8 protein-coding genes, 2 tRNA genes, 3 rRNA genes and 1 pseudogene are annotated in these 17,889 nt (G+C 45.7%); 11 read left to right on the top strand and 3 right to left on the bottom strand.

Annotated features, from left to right (window positions below):
- Window positions 1-341 precede the first annotated feature (341 nt).
- The 3 genes from tsaC to AC3IT7_RS14045 all read right to left on the bottom strand — a co-directional run bounded on the left by tsaC (window position 342) and on the right by AC3IT7_RS14045 (window position 3,338).
- Window positions 342-911: an L-threonylcarbamoyladenylate synthase type 1 TsaC gene (tsaC, locus tag AC3IT7_RS14055; protein WP_489248866.1), complete on the bottom strand. Its 570-nt coding sequence runs from the start codon at window positions 909-911 to the stop codon at window positions 342-344.
- Window positions 912-952: 41 nt separating this feature from the next.
- Window positions 953-2,092, bottom strand: a complete 1,140-nt coding sequence (dprA, locus tag AC3IT7_RS14050) for a DNA-processing protein DprA (protein WP_489248865.1) — start codon at window positions 2,090-2,092, stop codon at window positions 953-955.
- A gap of 91 nt (window positions 2,093-2,183) precedes the next feature.
- Window positions 2,184-3,338, bottom strand: a complete 1,155-nt coding sequence (locus AC3IT7_RS14045; protein WP_489248864.1) for a LysM peptidoglycan-binding domain-containing protein — start codon at window positions 3,336-3,338, stop codon at window positions 2,184-2,186.
- Between the two features lie 120 nt (window positions 3,339-3,458).
- Here AC3IT7_RS14045 and def point away from each other — a divergent pair, with 120 nt between their 5' ends.
- The 11 genes and pseudogenes from def to AC3IT7_RS13990 all read left to right on the top strand — a co-directional run bounded on the left by def (window position 3,459) and on the right by AC3IT7_RS13990 (window position 17,863).
- Window positions 3,459-3,989 (top strand): peptide deformylase, encoded by a 531-nt coding sequence (gene def, locus AC3IT7_RS14040; protein WP_044112406.1) that lies wholly within the window; start codon window positions 3,459-3,461, stop codon window positions 3,987-3,989.
- A gap of 92 nt (window positions 3,990-4,081) precedes the next feature.
- Window positions 4,082-4,495 (top strand): DUF2946 family protein, encoded by a 414-nt coding sequence (locus AC3IT7_RS14035; protein WP_225553502.1) that lies wholly within the window; start codon window positions 4,082-4,084, stop codon window positions 4,493-4,495.
- Between the two features lie 71 nt (window positions 4,496-4,566).
- Window positions 4,567-6,651 carry a TonB-dependent copper receptor gene (locus AC3IT7_RS14030; RefSeq protein WP_489248863.1) on the top strand — a complete coding sequence of 695 codons (2,085 nt, stop codon included), beginning with the start codon at window positions 4,567-4,569 and terminating at the stop codon, window positions 6,649-6,651.
- A gap of 761 nt (window positions 6,652-7,412) precedes the next feature.
- Window positions 7,413-8,950 (top strand): 16S ribosomal RNA (locus AC3IT7_RS14025).
- Window positions 8,951-9,010: 60 nt separating this feature from the next.
- Window positions 9,011-9,087: transfer RNA gene (locus tag AC3IT7_RS14020), tRNA-Ile, on the top strand.
- Between the two features lie 71 nt (window positions 9,088-9,158).
- Window positions 9,159-9,234 (top strand) — tRNA-Ala (locus AC3IT7_RS14015).
- A 458-nt stretch (window positions 9,235-9,692) separates the two neighbouring features.
- Window positions 9,693-12,589: ribosomal RNA gene (locus AC3IT7_RS14010) — 23S ribosomal RNA — on the top strand.
- Between the two features lie 190 nt (window positions 12,590-12,779).
- Window positions 12,780-12,894: ribosomal RNA gene (rrf, locus tag AC3IT7_RS14005) — 5S ribosomal RNA — on the top strand.
- The 16S, 23S and 5S rRNA genes sit together here with 2 tRNA genes alongside, the layout of an rRNA operon.
- Before the next feature lie 149 nt (window positions 12,895-13,043).
- Window positions 13,044-14,237 (top strand): annotated as a pseudogene (locus tag AC3IT7_RS14000) (MFS transporter).
- Window positions 14,238-14,500: 263 nt separating this feature from the next.
- On the top strand, window positions 14,501-16,912 hold the full coding sequence (locus AC3IT7_RS13995) for a YgiQ family radical SAM protein (protein WP_489248862.1): 2,412 nt from the start codon (window positions 14,501-14,503) through the stop codon (window positions 16,910-16,912).
- Window positions 16,913-17,311: 399 nt separating this feature from the next.
- On the top strand, window positions 17,312-17,863 hold the full coding sequence (locus tag AC3IT7_RS13990) for a DUF2726 domain-containing protein (protein ID WP_489248861.1): 552 nt from the start codon (window positions 17,312-17,314) through the stop codon (window positions 17,861-17,863).
- The last annotated feature ends 26 nt before the right edge of the window (window positions 17,864-17,889 follow it).

The raw sequence follows: 17,889 nt of genomic DNA, 5'->3' as shown, positions 1-17,889 counted from the left end.
TGTAAAAATGCATAGGAAAATATCTGATTATTTTAAAACTGGAATAGAAAGAGCAAGATATTTTGAATTTTTCCCAAAAGGCATCTTGTATTAATAGGAAAAATGTATTAAATGATGTTTTTTTTATACTTGTGGTCAGATTAATTTTCTCTCATAATGCGCCCATCGAGAATGATCAAACAAAAATTTCCTTGTTTTATCAGGCTCCCAGAGATTTACTAGACCCTCTGGATGTGATTTATGCACATCCTTTTTATGCTCAACCATCCCTATATGGTTGAGCTTTTTTTTGTCTTAAAACTTTAGTCGAGCTTGAATATCTGAGTCGACTGAGAACTAACTTAGTCACGAATGATCGCGCCGCTAACAGCATCAATAATCCGGCTTGGTTGCTGGCTTAGGCCTAAGTCACCATTCAGATAATTCAGATTCTGGTCAAAATAGCGGATGGCATCCTGGAGCGAACGCGCAGGTTCCATTCCGGCAGGATTGGCGCTGGTCGAAACAATAAAACCGCCAAAGGCCTGACACAAGGCTACACAGAGCGGATGGTTGGTGACACGGACTGCTACTTTGGGATGCTTGCCCTTAATCCAGCCAGGAATCTCCTCATGGGCAGGAAGCAGCCAGGTGGTGGCTCGTTCCGCTGGTCGGTCATTACTCCAGGATTCAATCACCTGTTCACGCATTTCCTCCGTCAGATCCTGCAACAGGTGTTCCACCTGTGAAAGATGAGCTGCCAATAGAATCACGCCTTTTTCAATCGGGCGCTGTTTCAAGGTCAAAATCTGATGAAATGCCTGTTCATTGTAGGGGTCGCAACCCAAGCCCCAAACAGCCTCTGTAGGATATGCCAAGACTTGTCCGTCTTTGAGACATGCTGCTGCTTCAGCAACAGAGGTAGTGATCATGTGAATACCTTATACAAAATAACAAAGTCCTATTGTGAACTTTATTTGAGGATACGACAACGCAGATACATGCCGGCTTGTTGAGTAGTAAAGCCAAGCAGTTCCAGTTCCATCAGTTGACTGGTCAGGGAAGATACTTCCTGTTGTAACTGAAGACTGAGCTGATCCAGGGTCTGTCCAACCCAATCAAGTTGATTATAAAGATGAATTAAATGTGGTGGGATGGTACTTGCTTGCTCAGGCGGACTGTCTTCTTTTAAATGATTTGCCGTTGATTGCCACTGGGTGGCTAGGGCCAGATCCTCGATCACTTGCTGTGGATGATCAATCAAAGTCGCACCTTCACGAATCAGTTGATGACAGCCTTGATGATGTTCACTGTAAATATGCCCCGGAATGGCGAATATGGTCTTGCCTTGTTCCGTGGCCCATTGTGCGGTCAGCAATGAACCGCTTTTTAAAGCGGCTTCTGCCACAATCACTCCAAGACTCAAGCCACTGACAATTCGGTTACGCCGTGGAAAATGCTGCTGTAAGGGCGGGGTAAATGGCAAAAACTCAGTAATGACCGTACCTCCATGTTCGATGATTTGCTGACGTAGGGCTTGATGGGTAGCAGGGTAGGTCTGTTCAATGCCTGTGCCCATTACCGCAATCGTTCGCCGATGCTGTAATGCAGCCTGATGTGCTGCTTCATCAATTCCTTGTGCCAGACCACTATTAATATAGAAACCCTGCTCACTCAAATAAAAAGCAAAGTCATAAGCGACTTGCCGGCCGTGCAGACTGGGCTTGCGACTCCCCACAATCGCGATCTGTGGCTGCAGCAATTGATCGGCATGTCCTTGCCCGAACAGGATGGGCGGCTTATGTGCATAATGGCTCAGCTGCTGTGGATATGCGGCATCTGTATGCAAAAGCACAAAGTCACTGTGTAACTGGATCTGCTCAAGACTGCGCTGAAAATAGAGCTGCGACTCGCTTGACTGGAAATTTTGCAGGCGCTGAATGTGGTTTTTATGAATGCCCAGCTTGCGCCAGGTTTCGGTTTGAGAACCATCAATTGCATGGGCAAGGTCTGCATAATGCTGACTGATTTTATAAAAGCTGCTGAGGGAGTGTTGCAGCAAATACCACAGCGTAATGGCATGGATTTGCGCTGTCGACAATGTATTCAACATGGTGAGACCTATTTCGGTGTCTTCTTATTATGGGTATGAGTTGAAACAAAAGGGATGATGTCGATCAATCCACATCATCCCGTGTAAAAGCTTAATCGTCTAATAGTGGCGGCTGAATATTGGCACCCACTTTAATTGGCAGTTCACTATCAAGCACATAGGCATAGCTGAGTTGGTCGAAAGTCTTGAATACCATCACCTGGCCAATACGCTCACCCGGCAGTTGCACCCGTTCTTTGGTTTTCGGATCAGTCACGACTTCACCTTTCTGGTTTACGCTAAAGACATGGCCCGATTGCACACCATCACGGCTGCCCCGGTCAATGGTCACCACACTATGTCGTGCCGCCGTACCAATCGATCCCAGTACCCGTACAATCTGACCACCAGACACAATATTTTCTGCATTGGTCGGGTAGAACAGCGTCGGTAACATCGGATCGTATTCAGCCAGTACGCGGTCACCGCGGCGCACTTCAGCATTGTAACTATCCGTCAGTTCAAGGGTAGTCACATCACCTTCGCTACGTACTGCAATACCGGATGCCACCTGTTGCAGCTCGAGTGCAGCGGTATATTTCTTGCCATTCGCATCGGTAAATACATACGGTTCCGCTTCACGATACACGGCATAGCGTTGACCCACTTCCAGACCGTTACCACGTACATAGACCTTCTGGCCTTTACCTGCCAGTACGCGCTGATCGGCAGTGCCAAGAATATATGGCGTACCTTGAACTGAATCAGGTGCCATCAGGGTATAGCGTTCCAGCCACTGCTTGATATGTTCTAGTGGAATTACTGGAATGGTATTGTTTAACGATTCAACCCGAATCTGAGGTTGCAAGGAGGTGCTACCCAGATAGCGGCTGATAATGCCTTCACAACCATCACCTTCATCTTTGCCAATGATCGGACGGCCCTGATAATCACACATCAACAGGCGGTCACCCGGAAAAATCCAGTGTGGATTTTTGACGTGCTTGTTGCTGGCCCAGATTTCAGGCCAACGTACCGGATTTTTCAGGAAGCGTTTCGAGATGTCCCAAAGGGTGTCACCTTTTTTTACCACATAAACATTGGGCGCACTGGCTTTTAATGCCGGTGGATTGACGTTACGTGCAGGTGCTGCCTCGGCAGAATGAATGGTCCCCATACTGACGCCTACACAAACAGCAAGTGCCAGCATCTGATTTTTAAACCCCAAGGCACTAAAAAATGGCATGCCCTTCAAAACCTTTTTCATTATCATAATTCCTAAAATTATGTGCGTAGTTGCGTTATAATAACGATCTTACACACATTTTTTTGATGAAGCATTCCCTTCATTTGGTTTTTTGATCAATGGCATAATTGAGGACGCAGTATGGCCTTATTACCTATTTTAAGTTTCCCGGATCCCCGTCTTCGTACCATTGCACAACCTGTCGAAGAAGTGACTGATGAAATTCGTCAGCTCGCTGCAGATATGTTTGAAACCATGTATGAAGCACCAGGTATCGGACTCGCCGCGACTCAGGTGGATCGTCATATTCAGCTGATTGTTATGGATCTGTCTGAAGATAAAGATCAACCGATGGTGTTTATTAACCCCAAAATTACACCATTGACTGAAGAAACGCAGCCCTACGAAGAAGGCTGTCTATCAGTTCCTCAAATATACGATAAAGTTGACCGTCCGTCACGTGTAAAAATCGAGGCAATTAATCTGCAAGGTCAAGCATTTGAGCTTGATGCTGACGGACTTCTCGCTGTGTGTATCCAACATGAAATGGATCACTTAAATGGCAAATTATTTGTTGATTATTTATCACCATTAAAACGTCAACGGGCACGTGAAAAAGTGGAAAAACTGGTACGCCAGCGTAATAAAGACAAGGTCGCAGTCAAGCGCTAAGTCCATTATTTTCGTTAAATTTAATGTCAAACAAAGCCCAATTTCAATTGGGCTTTGTTATACTGGGCATCAGCATATTTTAGGGTTGATCTGTGTTGTTACGAGGTGGGCTGCTACTGGCATGTGCAGCTGTGTTTCTACAGATTGCTGTATTTCTACAGCCGTTGTTACCGAAGCAATATCAGGTTGCGCCGGTCTGTGAAACCATCACGCGTGCACTTTTTGTAGCAACAGACCCGCATGCGCAGCATAGTATAAGCGAACATACCCATTTCAAGGTTCAATCCGACCATGCTGAGCATGACCATCATGATGCCAATCATCAATGCCAGTACTGTACCGTCTATGCCAATCTGATCTTGCCGCCTGATCTGGAGATCCAGCAGGTACTTGACCGGATTCATGTACGTTTGATTGCTTATCAAAAAACCTTTAAGCATGTCTGGTTTGTCCTTCAGCAGCTCTTCTTAATTCCTCAGGGACGGGCACCACCACTGCCTGCATAAATCTGCATTTTTCCGCTTGGGTTGTTATTGACTCAAGCCATGCTTTATTTATGTATTCAGTGAGATAAAAAATGGCTCAGCCTAAATTCTTTTTACAGCCACTTGCGGCTGCGATCTGTGTTGCCTGTTATTCACAAGTCAGCATGGCAAATGAAAGCCTTCCTGTGCACACTATGGCGCCGATTGTGGTGACCTCTGCTGCGGGTAATGATGCCAATGGCCTGATTGTGCGTGCTGATCCGAAACAGCCAATTCAGCCGATTCCTGCCAGCGATGGTGCCGATTATTTACAGAGTATTGTCGGCTTTAGTGCGGTGAATAGCGGTGCCGGCACCAATGGTGATGTAACCTTCCGTGGCATGTTTGGTTCCCGGATTAAAATCCTGACCGATGGCACCGAAAATCTCGGAGCCTGTCCAAGCCGTATGGATTCACCGACCTCTTATATTTCTCCAGAAAGCTATGACCAGATCTCAGTGATTAAAGGGCCACAAACGGTTCAATACGCCAATACTGGATCTGCCGCAACCGTAATTTTTGAGCGCAGGCCGGAACAGTTTGATGAAGATAAAAACTATCGTGGTCAGACAAGCGTATTGATGGGTTCATTTGGTCGTCTGGATCAAAATATTGAAGTAGCAGCAGGGGATGATAAAAAATATATCCGCCTGAATAGCAACCGTTCTGTATCTGACAGCTATCAGGATGGAAGTGGCAATACTGTGCCATCAGACTGGGAGCGCTGGAATGCCGATCTGGCTTTGGGTCTCACGCCCGATGAAGATACCTGGGTTGAATTGACCGCAGGTAAGGCAGATGGTGAAGCAGTGTATGCGGGCCGGGCGATGGATGGCTCAAAATTTGCCAGAGAAAGTCTGGGGCTAAGATTTGAGAAAAAAAATGTCACTGATGTGATCAAGAAAGTTGAAGCCCAAGTGAACTATAACTTTAATGATCATGTGATGGATAACTTTAGCCTGCGTCCTGTTCCAATGATGCATGATGGGCATACTCATAGCATGCAGCCTGCACCTTCTGAGATGCAGGTTACGCGCCGTACTTTAAATACCCGTATGGCATTAACGAGTGAATGGGATCAAACACAACTCATCACGGGTATTGATTCTCAGCGGAATAAGCATGCTGGAGGAATGACATCAATTAGTATGAATATGCCGCTCACTCCAGATATGAAATTTCAGTCTTATGGCGCATTTGGTGAATTAAGTCATGACTTGGGCGACAATAATAAATTGGTCACAGGCGTGCGGATTGATCAGGTGGATATTGATGCCTTAAAAACTGGGCAGAATCGTCAGGAAACTTTACCAAGTGCCTTTATCCGTTTCGAAAATACCCATCCAGAACATGATGATGGCAAAACTTATATTGGTTTGGGGTATGTCGAGCGCGTTCCAGATTACTGGGAGTTATTCAAAACTGATTATCATGGCGTGAGTGCTAATACTTTTCAGCAATTAGATACAGAAAAAACTCTACAGCTCGATGTGGGTTATCAACATCATCATGGTGCTTTTAACTCATGGGTGTCGGCTTATGCTGGCCTTGTGCAGGATTTTATTCTGATGACTTATCCTGAAAAACAGCAAGAGTCACACATGATGCACATGGCTGAGGCTGCTCCTACCCCAATGCATCACGGTGATTCAGTAAATTCTCGTAGTGTTGATGCCACTATTGCCGGTGCTGAAGCAGGGATGGGTTATCAGTTTACTGATGCAATTCAAGCCGATGTCAGCGCCATGTATGCATGGGGTAAAAACACCACAGATAATACGCCGTTGCCACAGATTGCACCTTTAGAAGCTCGGGTGAATTTACGTTATGTCCAGGATAATTATACGTTAGGTGCTTACTGGCGTTTGGTCGATGGTCAAAACCGAATTAGTGAGCGTGAAGGGAATATCGTTGGTTATGATGTTAAGAAAAGTGCAGGCTTTGGCACACTGTCTTTAAATGGCACATATCACATTGCGGATGGTGTTGATCTTTCTGTGGGGGTCGATAACGTTTTAGATAAAACCTATACCGAACATTTAAACAAAATGGGTAATGCGGGTGTTGGCTTGTCTGCAACAGAGCAGTTTAACAATATTGGCCGTAACTACTGGGCACGTGTCAGTATGAAGTTTTAATTGTTAGTTACTTAGTATTTTAAAAAACCACTGCACAATCGCAGTGGTTTTTTAATTTTTAGCTTTGCAATTCATTTCCTCAATTTTTTAAATAGATCTTCTATCACTCGCCATAAGGCCAGATTCATAATTTTTGTATAGATAAACGCCAAGTTGGTGAAGAATAAAACAAGAATAGAAGGAGATTTAAGCAATACAATTCATGTAATAAGTGTTTTTGTTTTATAAGTTTAATTTAAACAATAGCTTAGATTGAATTCAAGTGTGTTTTGTTGGGTGAATTCAACTAAATTAAAAAATATTTAAAATAAATTAAAGATATATAACAATGACTTATATTTTTATTGGATTGAAAAATAAACACACGATCAAAAATCTTTGCGAGAAGTGTTGCAACGCATCTGAAATGCTGTAGAATGCACATCCAACGGCGGTGATGTTGATTAAAACTTGTTGAGAAACAAGGATTTAGCTCAAAGGGTTTAAATCTGGAAGTCTTGAAGAAGTTTAAAAATAATCGACTGAACCTGTTGACTCTTTCGAAATAAAGAGTAATATAGCCGACCTAGCTTGCTGCTGACGAAGTAGCAAGAAGATCATTAAGAGATTATGAAGAACAACTTGTGTGGATTTTTACTGGTTGATCGATCGAAATTATTTTCATTGATTGATGGTAGAAATTACTCGAAGTTTATTTGAGAAATATTTGTCAGAAAATTGATGAGCCAAGATTGGTACCCTTTAAAGGTACTACTGATTTTAAACTGAAGAGTTTGATCATGGCTCAGATTGAACGCTGGCGGCAGGCTTAACACATGCAAGTCGAGCGGATGAAAGTAGCTTGCTACTGGATTTAGCGGCGGACGGGTGAGTAATGCTTAGGAATCTGCCTATTAGTGGGGGACAACATCTCGAAAGGGATGCTAATACCGCATACGTCCTACGGGAGAAAGCAGGGGATCTTCGGACCTTGCGCTAATAGATGAGCCTAAGTCGGATTAGCTAGTTGGTGGGGTAAAGGCCTACCAAGGCGACGATCTGTAGCGGGTCTGAGAGGATGATCCGCCACACTGGGACTGAGACACGGCCCAGACTCCTACGGGAGGCAGCAGTGGGGAATATTGGACAATGGGGGGAACCCTGATCCAGCCATGCCGCGTGTGTGAAGAAGGCCTTTTGGTTGTAAAGCACTTTAAGCGAGGAGGAGGAGCTCTTGGTTAATACCCAAGATGCTTGGACGTTACTCGCAGAATAAGCACCGGCTAACTCTGTGCCAGCAGCCGCGGTAATACAGAGGGTGCAAGCGTTAATCGGATTTACTGGGCGTAAAGCGCGCGTAGGTGGCCAATTAAGTCAAATGTGAAATCCCCGAGCTTAACTTGGGAATTGCATTCGATACTGGTTGGCTAGAGTATGGGAGAGGATGGTAGAATTCCAGGTGTAGCGGTGAAATGCGTAGAGATCTGGAGGAATACCGATGGCGAAGGCAGCCATCTGGCCTAATACTGACACTGAGGTGCGAAAGCATGGGGAGCAAACAGGATTAGATACCCTGGTAGTCCATGCCGTAAACGATGTCTACTAGCCGTTGGGGCCTTTGAGGCTTTAGTGGCGCAGCTAACGCGATAAGTAGACCGCCTGGGGAGTACGGTCGCAAGACTAAAACTCAAATGAATTGACGGGGGCCCGCACAAGCGGTGGAGCATGTGGTTTAATTCGATGCAACGCGAAGAACCTTACCTGGTCTTGACATAGTAAGAACTTTCCAGAGATGGATTGGTGCCTTCGGGAACTTACATACAGGTGCTGCATGGCTGTCGTCAGCTCGTGTCGTGAGATGTTGGGTTAAGTCCCGCAACGAGCGCAACCCTTTTCCTTATTTGCCAGCGGGTTAAGCCGGGAACTTTAAGGATACTGCCAGTGACAAACTGGAGGAAGGCGGGGACGACGTCAAGTCATCATGGCCCTTACGACCAGGGCTACACACGTGCTACAATGGTCGGTACAAAGGGTTGCTACCTAGCGATAGGATGCTAATCTCAAAAAGCCGATCGTAGTCCGGATTGGAGTCTGCAACTCGACTCCATGAAGTCGGAATCGCTAGTAATCGCGGATCAGAATGCCGCGGTGAATACGTTCCCGGGCCTTGTACACACCGCCCGTCACACCATGGGAGTTTGTTGCACCAGAAGTAGGTAGTCTAACCGCAAGGAGGACGCTTACCACGGTGTGGCAGATGACTGGGGTGAAGTCGTAACAAGGTAGCCGTAGGGGAACCTGCGGCTGGATCACCTCCTTAACGAAAGATTGACGATTGGTAAGAATCCACAACAAGTTGTTCTTCATACGATGTATCTGAGGGTCTGTAGCTCAGTTGGTTAGAGCACACGCTTGATAAGCGTGGGGTCACAAGTTCAAGTCTTGTCAGACCCACCAAATCTGACTAACGCAGCATGAGAGTGCTGAAGCAAACAGAACGGAACGATACATTGACTTATTGATAAGCTGGGGACTTAGCTTAGTTGGTAGAGCGCCTGCTTTGCACGCAGGAGGTCAGGAGTTCGACTCTCCTAGTCTCCACCAAATTTCAAGACAAGAAAAGCATGCTTTTCCTTGAAATTTAAGCAAGAAGCTACGCTTCGCGCAGTATGTAAGCATACAGTGTTGGAGTTGTTTAGTTCCTAAGCGATCAAGTGTTTAGATCCTAGAGATTAACAAGTACAAGCGTTATGATACGCGCACTTGATAATCTCTGTGATTTATCACAGCGTCTAGACCTGACGAAGGCTAGATCAATCATTAACAGAATATATTTGAGTTGAAATAAATTGTTTAAGGCTCAGAACTAAATTGACATTTAAATATGACACGCAAGTGACATAGTTGAATGGAGATGAAGAACTGAGAAACTAGCGATTAACTGAATCAAGCGTTTTGGTATATGAATCTAATTGAAGCTGTACAGTGATTAAGTTCACGAGACACTAAACTGAATGTTGGTTGATCTCCTTGTAGGATCAAGCGACTGTTTGGGGTTGTATAGTCAAGTAATTAAGTGCATGTGGTGGATGCCTTGGCAGTCAGAGGCGATGAAAGACGTGATAGCCTGCGAAAAGCTCCGGGGAGGCGGCAAATATCCTGTGATCCGGAGATGTCTGAATGGGGAAACCCACTTACCATAAGGTAGGTATTGCAACATGAATACATAGTGTTGCAAGGCGAACGAGGGGAAGTGAAACATCTCAGTACCCTTAGGAAAAGAAATCAATTGAGATTCCCTCAGTAGCGGCGAGCGAAAGGGGAAGAGCCCATTAAGTCATATAAGTTCTAGTGGAACGCTCTGGGAAGTGCGACCGTAGACGGTGATAGTCCTGTACACGAAAGGGCTTATATGATGATGTCGAGTAGGGCGAGGCACGTGAAACCTTGTCTGAATATGGGGGGACCATCCTCCAAGGCTAAATACTCCTGACTGACCGATAGTGAACCAGTACCGTGAGGGAAAGGCGAAAAGAACCCCTGTGAGGGGAGTGAAATAGATCCTGAAACCGCATGCATACAAGCAGTGGGAGCCGGCATTGTGTCCGGTGACTGCGTACCTTTTGTATAATGGGTCAGCGACTTATATTCAGTAGCGAGGTTAACCGAATAGGGGAGCCGTAGGGAAACCGAGTCTTAATAGGGCGTTTAGTTGCTGGGTATAGACCCGAAACCAGGTGATCTATCCATGAGCAGGTTGAAGGTTGGGTAACACTAACTGGAGGACCGAACCCACTGTCGTTGAAAAGCCAGGGGATGACTTGTGGATAGGGGTGAAAGGCTAATCAAACTTGGTGATAGCTGGTTCTCCCCGAAAGCTATTTAGGTAGCGCCTCGGACGAATACCATTGGGGGTAGAGCACTGTTTCGGCTAGGGGGTCATCCCGACTTACCAAACCGATGCAAACTCCGAATACCAATGAGTACTATCCGGGAGACAGACTGCGGGTGCTAACGTCCGTAGTCAAGAGGAAAACAATCCAGACCGCCAGCTAAGGCCCCAAAATTATAGTTAAGTGGGAAACGATGTGGGAAGGCATAGACAGCTAGGAGGTTGGCTTAGAAGCAGCCACCCTTTAAAGAAAGCGTAATAGCTCACTAGTCGAGTCGGCCTGCGCGGAAGATGTAACGGGGCTAAAACTATATGCCGAAGCTGCGGATGCATAATTTATTATGCGTGGTAGGGGAGCGTTCTGTAAGCCGATGAAGGTGGATTGAGAAGTCTGCTGGAGGTATCAGAAGTGCGAATGCTGACGTGAGTAACGACAAAGCGAGTGAAAAACTCGCTCGCTGAAAGACCAAGGGTTCCAGTCCAACGTTAATCGGGGCTGGGTGAGTCGACCCCTAAGGCGAGGCCGAGAGGCGTAGTCGATGGGAAATTGGTTAATATTCCAATACTTCTGTGTAATGCGATGAGAGGACGGAGAAGGTTAAGTCAGCCTGGCGTTGGTTGTCCAGGTGGAAGGTTGTAGGCATGCATCTTAGGCAAATCCGGGGTGCTCTATGCTGAGAACTGATAGCAAGCTGTACTTGTACAGTGAAGTGGCTGATACCATGCTTCCAGGAAAAGTCTCTAAGCTTCAGTTACACAGGAATCGTACCCGAAACCGACACAGGTGGTCAGGTCGAGTAGACCAAAGCGCTTGAGAGAACTCTGCTGAAGGAACTAGGCAAAATGGTACCGTAACTTCGGGAGAAGGTACGCTGCTTTTGGTGATGGAACTTGCTTCCTGAGCTGAGAGCAGCCACAGAAACCAGGCCCCTGCAACTGTTTATTAAAAACATAGCACTCTGCAAACACGAAAGTGGACGTATAGGGTGTGATGCCTGCCCGGTGCTGGAAGGTTAATTGATGGGGTTAGCGTAAGCGAAGCTCTTGATCGAAGCCCCAGTAAACGGCGGCCGTAACTATAACGGTCCTAAGGTAGCGAAATTCCTTGTCGGGTAAGTTCCGACCTGCACGAATGGCATAATGATGGGGGCGCTGTCTCCAGCAGAGACTCAGTGAAATCGAATTCGCCGTGAAGATGCGGTGTACCCGCGGCTAGACGGAAAGACCCCGTGAACCTTTACTGCAGCTTGACATTGAACTTTGATCTTACTTGTGTAGGATAGGTGGGAGGCTTTGAAACCAGGACGCTAGTTCTGGTGGAGCCAATCTTGAAATACCACCCTGGTAATATTGAGGTTCTAACTCTGCTCCATAATCTGGAGCGAGGACCATGTCTGGTGGGTAGTTTGACTGGGGCGGTCTCCTCCTAAAGAGTAACGGAGGAGTACGAAGGTGCGCTCAGCGTGGTCGGAAATCACGCGTAGAGTATAAAGGCAAAAGCGCGCTTAACTGCGAGACCCACAAGTCGAGCAGGTACGAAAGTAGGTCTTAGTGATCCGGTGGTTCTGTATGGAAGGGCCATCGCTCAACGGATAAAAGGTACTCTGGGGATAACAGGCTGATACCGCCCAAGAGTTCATATCGACGGCGGTGTTTGGCACCTCGATGTCGGCTCATCTCATCCTGGGGCTGAAGCAGGTCCCAAGGGTATGGCTGTTCGCCATTTAAAGAGGTACGCGAGCTGGGTTTAGAACGTCGTGAGACAGTTCGGTCCCTATCTACCGTGGGCGTTGGAAATTTGAGAGGATCTGCTCCTAGTACGAGAGGACCAGAGTGGACGAACCTCTGGTGTACCGGTTGTGACGCCAGTCGCATCGCCGGGTAGCTATGTTCGGAAGGGATAACCGCTGAAAGCATCTAAGCGGGAAGCCTACCTCAAGATAAGATTTCCCCAGGACTTTATGTCCTCTAAAGAGCCGTTGAAGACTACGACGTTGATAGGTTGGATGTGGAAGTGCAGTGATGCATGAAGCTGACCAATACTAATTGCTCGTGAGGCTTGACTATACAACACCCAAACAGTTGTTGTATAAAGCATCAATTGATTCGATATTCAGCAAAACGACTTGATTCAGTATCTCGTTAGTAAGACAATATTCAACTCAGATATACCTGTTAATAACTCATTTGGAAAAAGCATTGGCATACACTGAAAAGTGACTAAATAAGACCAAAGCAAGTATCCATAAACAGTTGTGCTGGCGACAATAGCAAGAGTGAACCACCTGATCCCTTCCCGAACTCAGAAGTGAAACCTCTTAGCGCTGATGGTAGTGTGGGGTTACCCATGTGAGAGTAAGTCATCGCCAGCTCATTATTCGAAACACCCCCTGCAATTAGCAGGGGGTGTTTTTTTATGGGGAAAAAATAGGGAAATGAGTAAAATTGAGCAGGATATCGGTTAAAAACCCGGCGCTCATCAAAATAATAGGCATATACTAGCGGAGTCTATGGAGCGGATATGTCCTTAAATTCATCTTCAAGCCATATTGAATATGGTTCTCCTGCGTTTAAAGCGGTACTTTTCTCATTATTTCTTGCTGGCTTTGCAATTTTCTCCTCTTTATATTGTATCCAGCCAATGATGCCGATCCTGGCTGATTATTTTCAGGTCAGCCCGACCCAAACCAGTTTTCCTTTATCATTATCGACCATTGCACTGGCAATTGGCCTGTTATTTACCGGACTGATTTCGGACCGTTTTGGGCGTAAACCGGTTATGGTCTGCTCCCTGCTATTGATTGCAATTTTGCTGATGCTTAGTTCCATGCTGCCACTCTGGTCTGTATTTTTATTGACTCGGATCTTGATTGGCCTGTGTGTCAGTGGCGTAGCTGCAGTCGCCATGGCCTATATCGGGGAAGAAATTGCCGAGAAAGATATCGGTTTCGCCATGGGCTTATACATTTCTGGTACAGCCATTGGCGGGATGGGCGGGCGCTTGATTGCCGGGGTTCTGGTTGATTTTATCTCCTGGCAATCTGCTACTCTGATTCTTGGTGTCTTAAATCTATGTATTACTGGATTATTTTATTATTTATTGCCAGCTTCGCAACATTTTAAGGCCTATCCAATCCAGTTTCATCGTTTTAAAAACTCATTTAGGTAGAATCTGGCCGATCCCAAACTTAGCATTCTATTCCTGCAAGGTTTTCTGTTGATGGGCTGCTTTGTTTCGGTATTTAACTACCTCAGTTATCGTTTGTTGCAAACTCCTTTTGAGTTATCACAGGCCTGGATCGGTTTAATTTCGGTGACCTATCTGGCGGGTATTTACAGCTCACCGCGGGCAGCATCTTGGGGGCGGCATTACGGTAAATTCAAGACATTGGCAGTGATGATTCTGATGATGCTGGCTGGGTTAATGCTGATGCTGATCAATCAGCTGGCCATCGTCTTTATCGGATTGCTGATTTTCACTTTTTCATTTTTTGCTGCCCATTCTACTGCCAGTAGCTGGGTATCGGTCCAGTCTTTGCATTATCGGGCCGTCGGTTCATCGCTGTATTTATTTTGCTATTACTTGGGTTCAAGCGTGTTGGGCAGCTCCAGTGGGTTGGTCTGGGAAAACTATGGCTGGGTCGGATTAAGTTTTTTTGTGGCCGGTTTTTTGTTATTCGGTCTGGTAGCAAGCTTCAAACTTCGTACTAATTAGAACAGCATGTGCAGATTTTTCCAGATTAAAAATCCAGAAAAGTCTTTTTAGAGGTATCTGTTTTTAGCTATTTCAGTATAAGCTGATCAATTTGAGGCCATGCAATAAATTCTGATCATATAGAAAGATCAATTATCTTAGTCTCTGATTTTGTATAAATTATAATCAAGCAAGCCACGCCTAATTCATGGTAAAATGCTCGGCTTTCATCTTTGATCTTATTTTTAGATCTCCTATCATCTGCCAGCCGAGAATTGCTAGCCATGTCTACTGCTTATACCATGCAGACAGCGCCTAAAGCGTTGTTTGATTACGACAAATATTGGGCGTCTTGTTTTGATCCTGCGCCATTTTTGCCGATGTCACGCGAGGAAATGGATCAACTCGGCTGGGACAGCTGTGATTTTATTTTGGTCTGTGGCGATGCCTATATTGATCACCCATCTTTCTGTTCCGGCATTATTGGCCGTACCTTAGAAGCCCAAGGTTTCCGTGTTGGTATTATTGCCCAGCCGGACTGGACCAATGTGGATGCGTTCCGCGTTTTGGGTAAACCGAATATTGCCTGGGGTGTTACTGCGGGCAACATGGACTCGATGATCAACCGCTATACCGCAGACCGTAAAATTCGCTCGGATGATGCTTATTCACCAGATAATCAGCCGAATAAACGTCCAGATCGTGCTGCGACGGTATATTGTCAGCGTGTGCGTGAAGCTTATCCAGATGTGCCGGTATTACTCGGTGGTATTGAAGCATCATTACGTCGTATTGCGCATTATGATTACTGGTCAGATAAAGTCCGTCGTTCTGTGTTAATGGATTCCAAAGCAGATTTATTGATGTATGGGAATGGTGAGCGTTCAATCACTGAAATCATGCATCGTCTGGCGCGTGGCGAAAAAATTCACGAGATTACCGATGTTCGCGGTACTGCGTTTATCGTTAACAAACATAACCGTGCCTCTAAAGCCAAATTTGTCGAAATTGCCTCAAATGATGTGGATACAGTGGGTCGTGTCGATCCGATCATCAATCCTTATGTGATGACGGAAGATCTGGAAGGTTGTGAAATTGAAAAGGACAAAGACAGCCTGACTCAATATCAAGGTTTCCAAAAAGAACCTGTGGCCAATCCGATTGTACGAGCAGGCGATGATTTAGACCCAGATACTCAAATCGTGCAGCTGCAACCGGCATCAAAAGCGATTAAACATAAATTGCCGCCGCGCGAACTGGCGGTAATCCGTTTGCCTGCCTTTGAAGAAGTGGCTGCCGATCCAGTACTATATGCACATGCCAACCGGATTCTGCATCTGGAAACCAATCCGGGTAATGCGCGTGCCATGGTGCAAAAGCATGGTGAACGTGATGTCTGGCTGAATGCACCGCCAATTCCGTTGACCACGGAAGAAATGGACTATGTGTTCGACCTGCCTTATGCACGTCTGCCGCATCCTGCTTATGGCAATGCCCGTTTCCCGGCCTTTGACATGATCAAGTTCTCGGTCAACATCATGCGTGGCTGTTTTGGTGGCTGTACCTTCTGTTCAATTACGGAACATGAAGGCCGTATTATCCAGAACCGCTCTGAAGAATCGATTTTACGTGAAGTCGAAAAAATCCGTGATACCGCACCGGGCTTTACCGGTATTATCTCTGACTTAGGTGGCCCAACAGCCAACATGTACCGTCTGGCCTGTAAAGATCCTGAGATTGAGAAAAATTGCCGTAAACCATCCTGTGTATTCCCGGGGGTGTGTCAGAATCTGCATACCGATCATGCACCACTGACCCAGTTGTACCGTAAGGCGCGTTCTTTACCGGGTATCAAGAAGATTTTGATTGGTTCTGGTCTACGTTATGACCTTGCAGTGCTGAATCCTGAATATGTCAAAGAACTGGTAACCCATCACGTCGGTGGTTATCTGAAAATTGCCCCGGAACATACCGAGAAAGGTCCATTGTCGAAGATGATGAAACCGGGAATCGGGACCTATGACCGTTTCAAACAGATGTTTGAACGTTATAGTAAGGAAGCAGGCAAGGAACAGTATCTGATTCCTTATTTCATCGCAGCGCATCCGGGCACTACCGATTACGACATGATGAACCTGGCAATCTGGCTGAAGAAAAACGGATTCCGTGCCGATCAGGTACAGAATTTCTATCCTTCACCAATGGCAACAGCCACCACCATGTATCACACCGGTAAAAACCCGCTGGCCAAGGTGGCACGTTATACCGAAACTGTCGATATTGTAAAAGGTGAGAAGCGTCGTCGTCTGCACAAAGCTTTCTTGCGTTACCATGACCCAAACAACTGGCCGCTTTTGCGTGAAGCCCTGAAAGAAATGGGTCGTCAGGATTTGATTGGTAATTCCAAACAGCATTTGATTCCGACTTATCAGCCATCTGGTAGTACCGAAGGCCAGTATCAATCGGCGCGCAAGAAAAACTCTACAGTGGCTGGAGATTCGCAAAAGCGTAACGGTGAGCAGGACAATCGTAACAAGGCTGCACAAGCTCAATCACGTCCGTCCAATACCAAGAAGCGCCCGGAACGTGGTCAGATTCTGAGCCAGCACACCGGTTTGCCACCGCGTGAAACAGGTGATGCCAAAAAACCGTTCGGCGGGCCGAAACCTAAATCCAAGTCCAAATCACGTGCATAATTAAGTTAATAAAAAAGACACTTCGGTGTCTTTTTTTAGCACTTAGGTAAAGTAAGGTAGCCTGAGCTTGCAAGCTAAAACTGTAAAAGAATATATTATTTACATCAATAAATTTTAAAAAGTGATATAAAAATAACACTTTGTCGGAATTGTCCTACAGTTTAGCAGATTTGTATTGCGATCAATTCTATAGGTGTTTTAGAGTGCATTATCAGTACTTTAAATCCACTTTCATTGGCATTTATCAAGATGTCATTTTAGGTAACACGGCGTCTGGTTTTGATACGGGTTGTATGGGTATTTAAGCAGATTGGTTGTTAGATCTATTCAGAATAAAGCGTGGGTTTATACTGCACAACAATAAAACAAAAATGATTATAAGAATGCAAGGATTTAGGCATGACCACCTATATTATGATTGGGAGTTTCCTGCTCTTTTGTGTCGTGCTCATGGCATGGAAAAAGCTCGGAAATAATTCCAAACCACAAGATAGCGCGTTAAAGCAGCGTGCGATTTTCAACCTGAATGAGCAATTGACCTTCACTCGGCTGAGAGAAGTATTACCTGAACATATCATTTTGGCACATGTTTCCTATGATGCCCTCATGACCACCAAATTTAACCGGACACGGCATAAGTACCGCAACCTGACTGCAGATTTTGTGATTCTGGATCAGCAACACCAGATTTTGGCAATTGTGGCTGTGGATGATCCTTTAATCTTAAAGCGTCCCCAGCAGACCGGTTTTCAGGATGCCTTATTGAGCATGGCCGGTTATCGGGTGATTCGTTACGATGATGTGCCGGAATATTATCAGTTACGAGAAGACTTTCTGCAGGAGCAAGCGCACATCAAGAAAGCCGCTGCTAAAGATAGCGTCAGCAATGATCTGAAAAAATATTATTTATATTCGGATCTAAAACGTAATAAAATCAAAGCAGTAGGTTGAAAAAAAGCATGCCATGAGCATGCTTT

The sequence above is a fragment of the Acinetobacter sp. KH_038 genome (assembly GCF_057839405.1).
The sequence above is the reverse complement of the archived record's forward strand: the minus strand, read 5'-3'. Positions and strand labels throughout refer to the sequence as shown.

Excerpts from the sequence above, each read along its gene's own strand:
- tsaC (WP_489248866.1), bottom strand. The coding sequence starts at position 911 with ATGATCACTACCTCTGTTGCTGAAGCAGCAGCATGTCTCAAAGACGGA.
- dprA (WP_489248865.1), bottom strand. The coding sequence starts at position 2,092 with ATGTTGAATACATTGTCGACAGCGCAAATCCATGCCATTACGCTGTGG.
- AC3IT7_RS14045 (WP_489248864.1), bottom strand. The coding sequence starts at position 3,338 with ATGAAAAAGGTTTTGAAGGGCATGCCATTTTTTAGTGCCTTGGGGTTT.
- def (WP_044112406.1), top strand. The coding sequence starts at position 3,459 with ATGGCCTTATTACCTATTTTAAGTTTCCCGGATCCCCGTCTTCGTACC.
- AC3IT7_RS14030 (WP_489248863.1), top strand. The coding sequence starts at position 4,567 with ATGGCTCAGCCTAAATTCTTTTTACAGCCACTTGCGGCTGCGATCTGT.
- AC3IT7_RS13995 (WP_489248862.1), top strand. The coding sequence starts at position 14,501 with ATGTCTACTGCTTATACCATGCAGACAGCGCCTAAAGCGTTGTTTGAT.
- AC3IT7_RS13990 (WP_489248861.1), top strand. The coding sequence starts at position 17,312 with ATGACCACCTATATTATGATTGGGAGTTTCCTGCTCTTTTGTGTCGTG.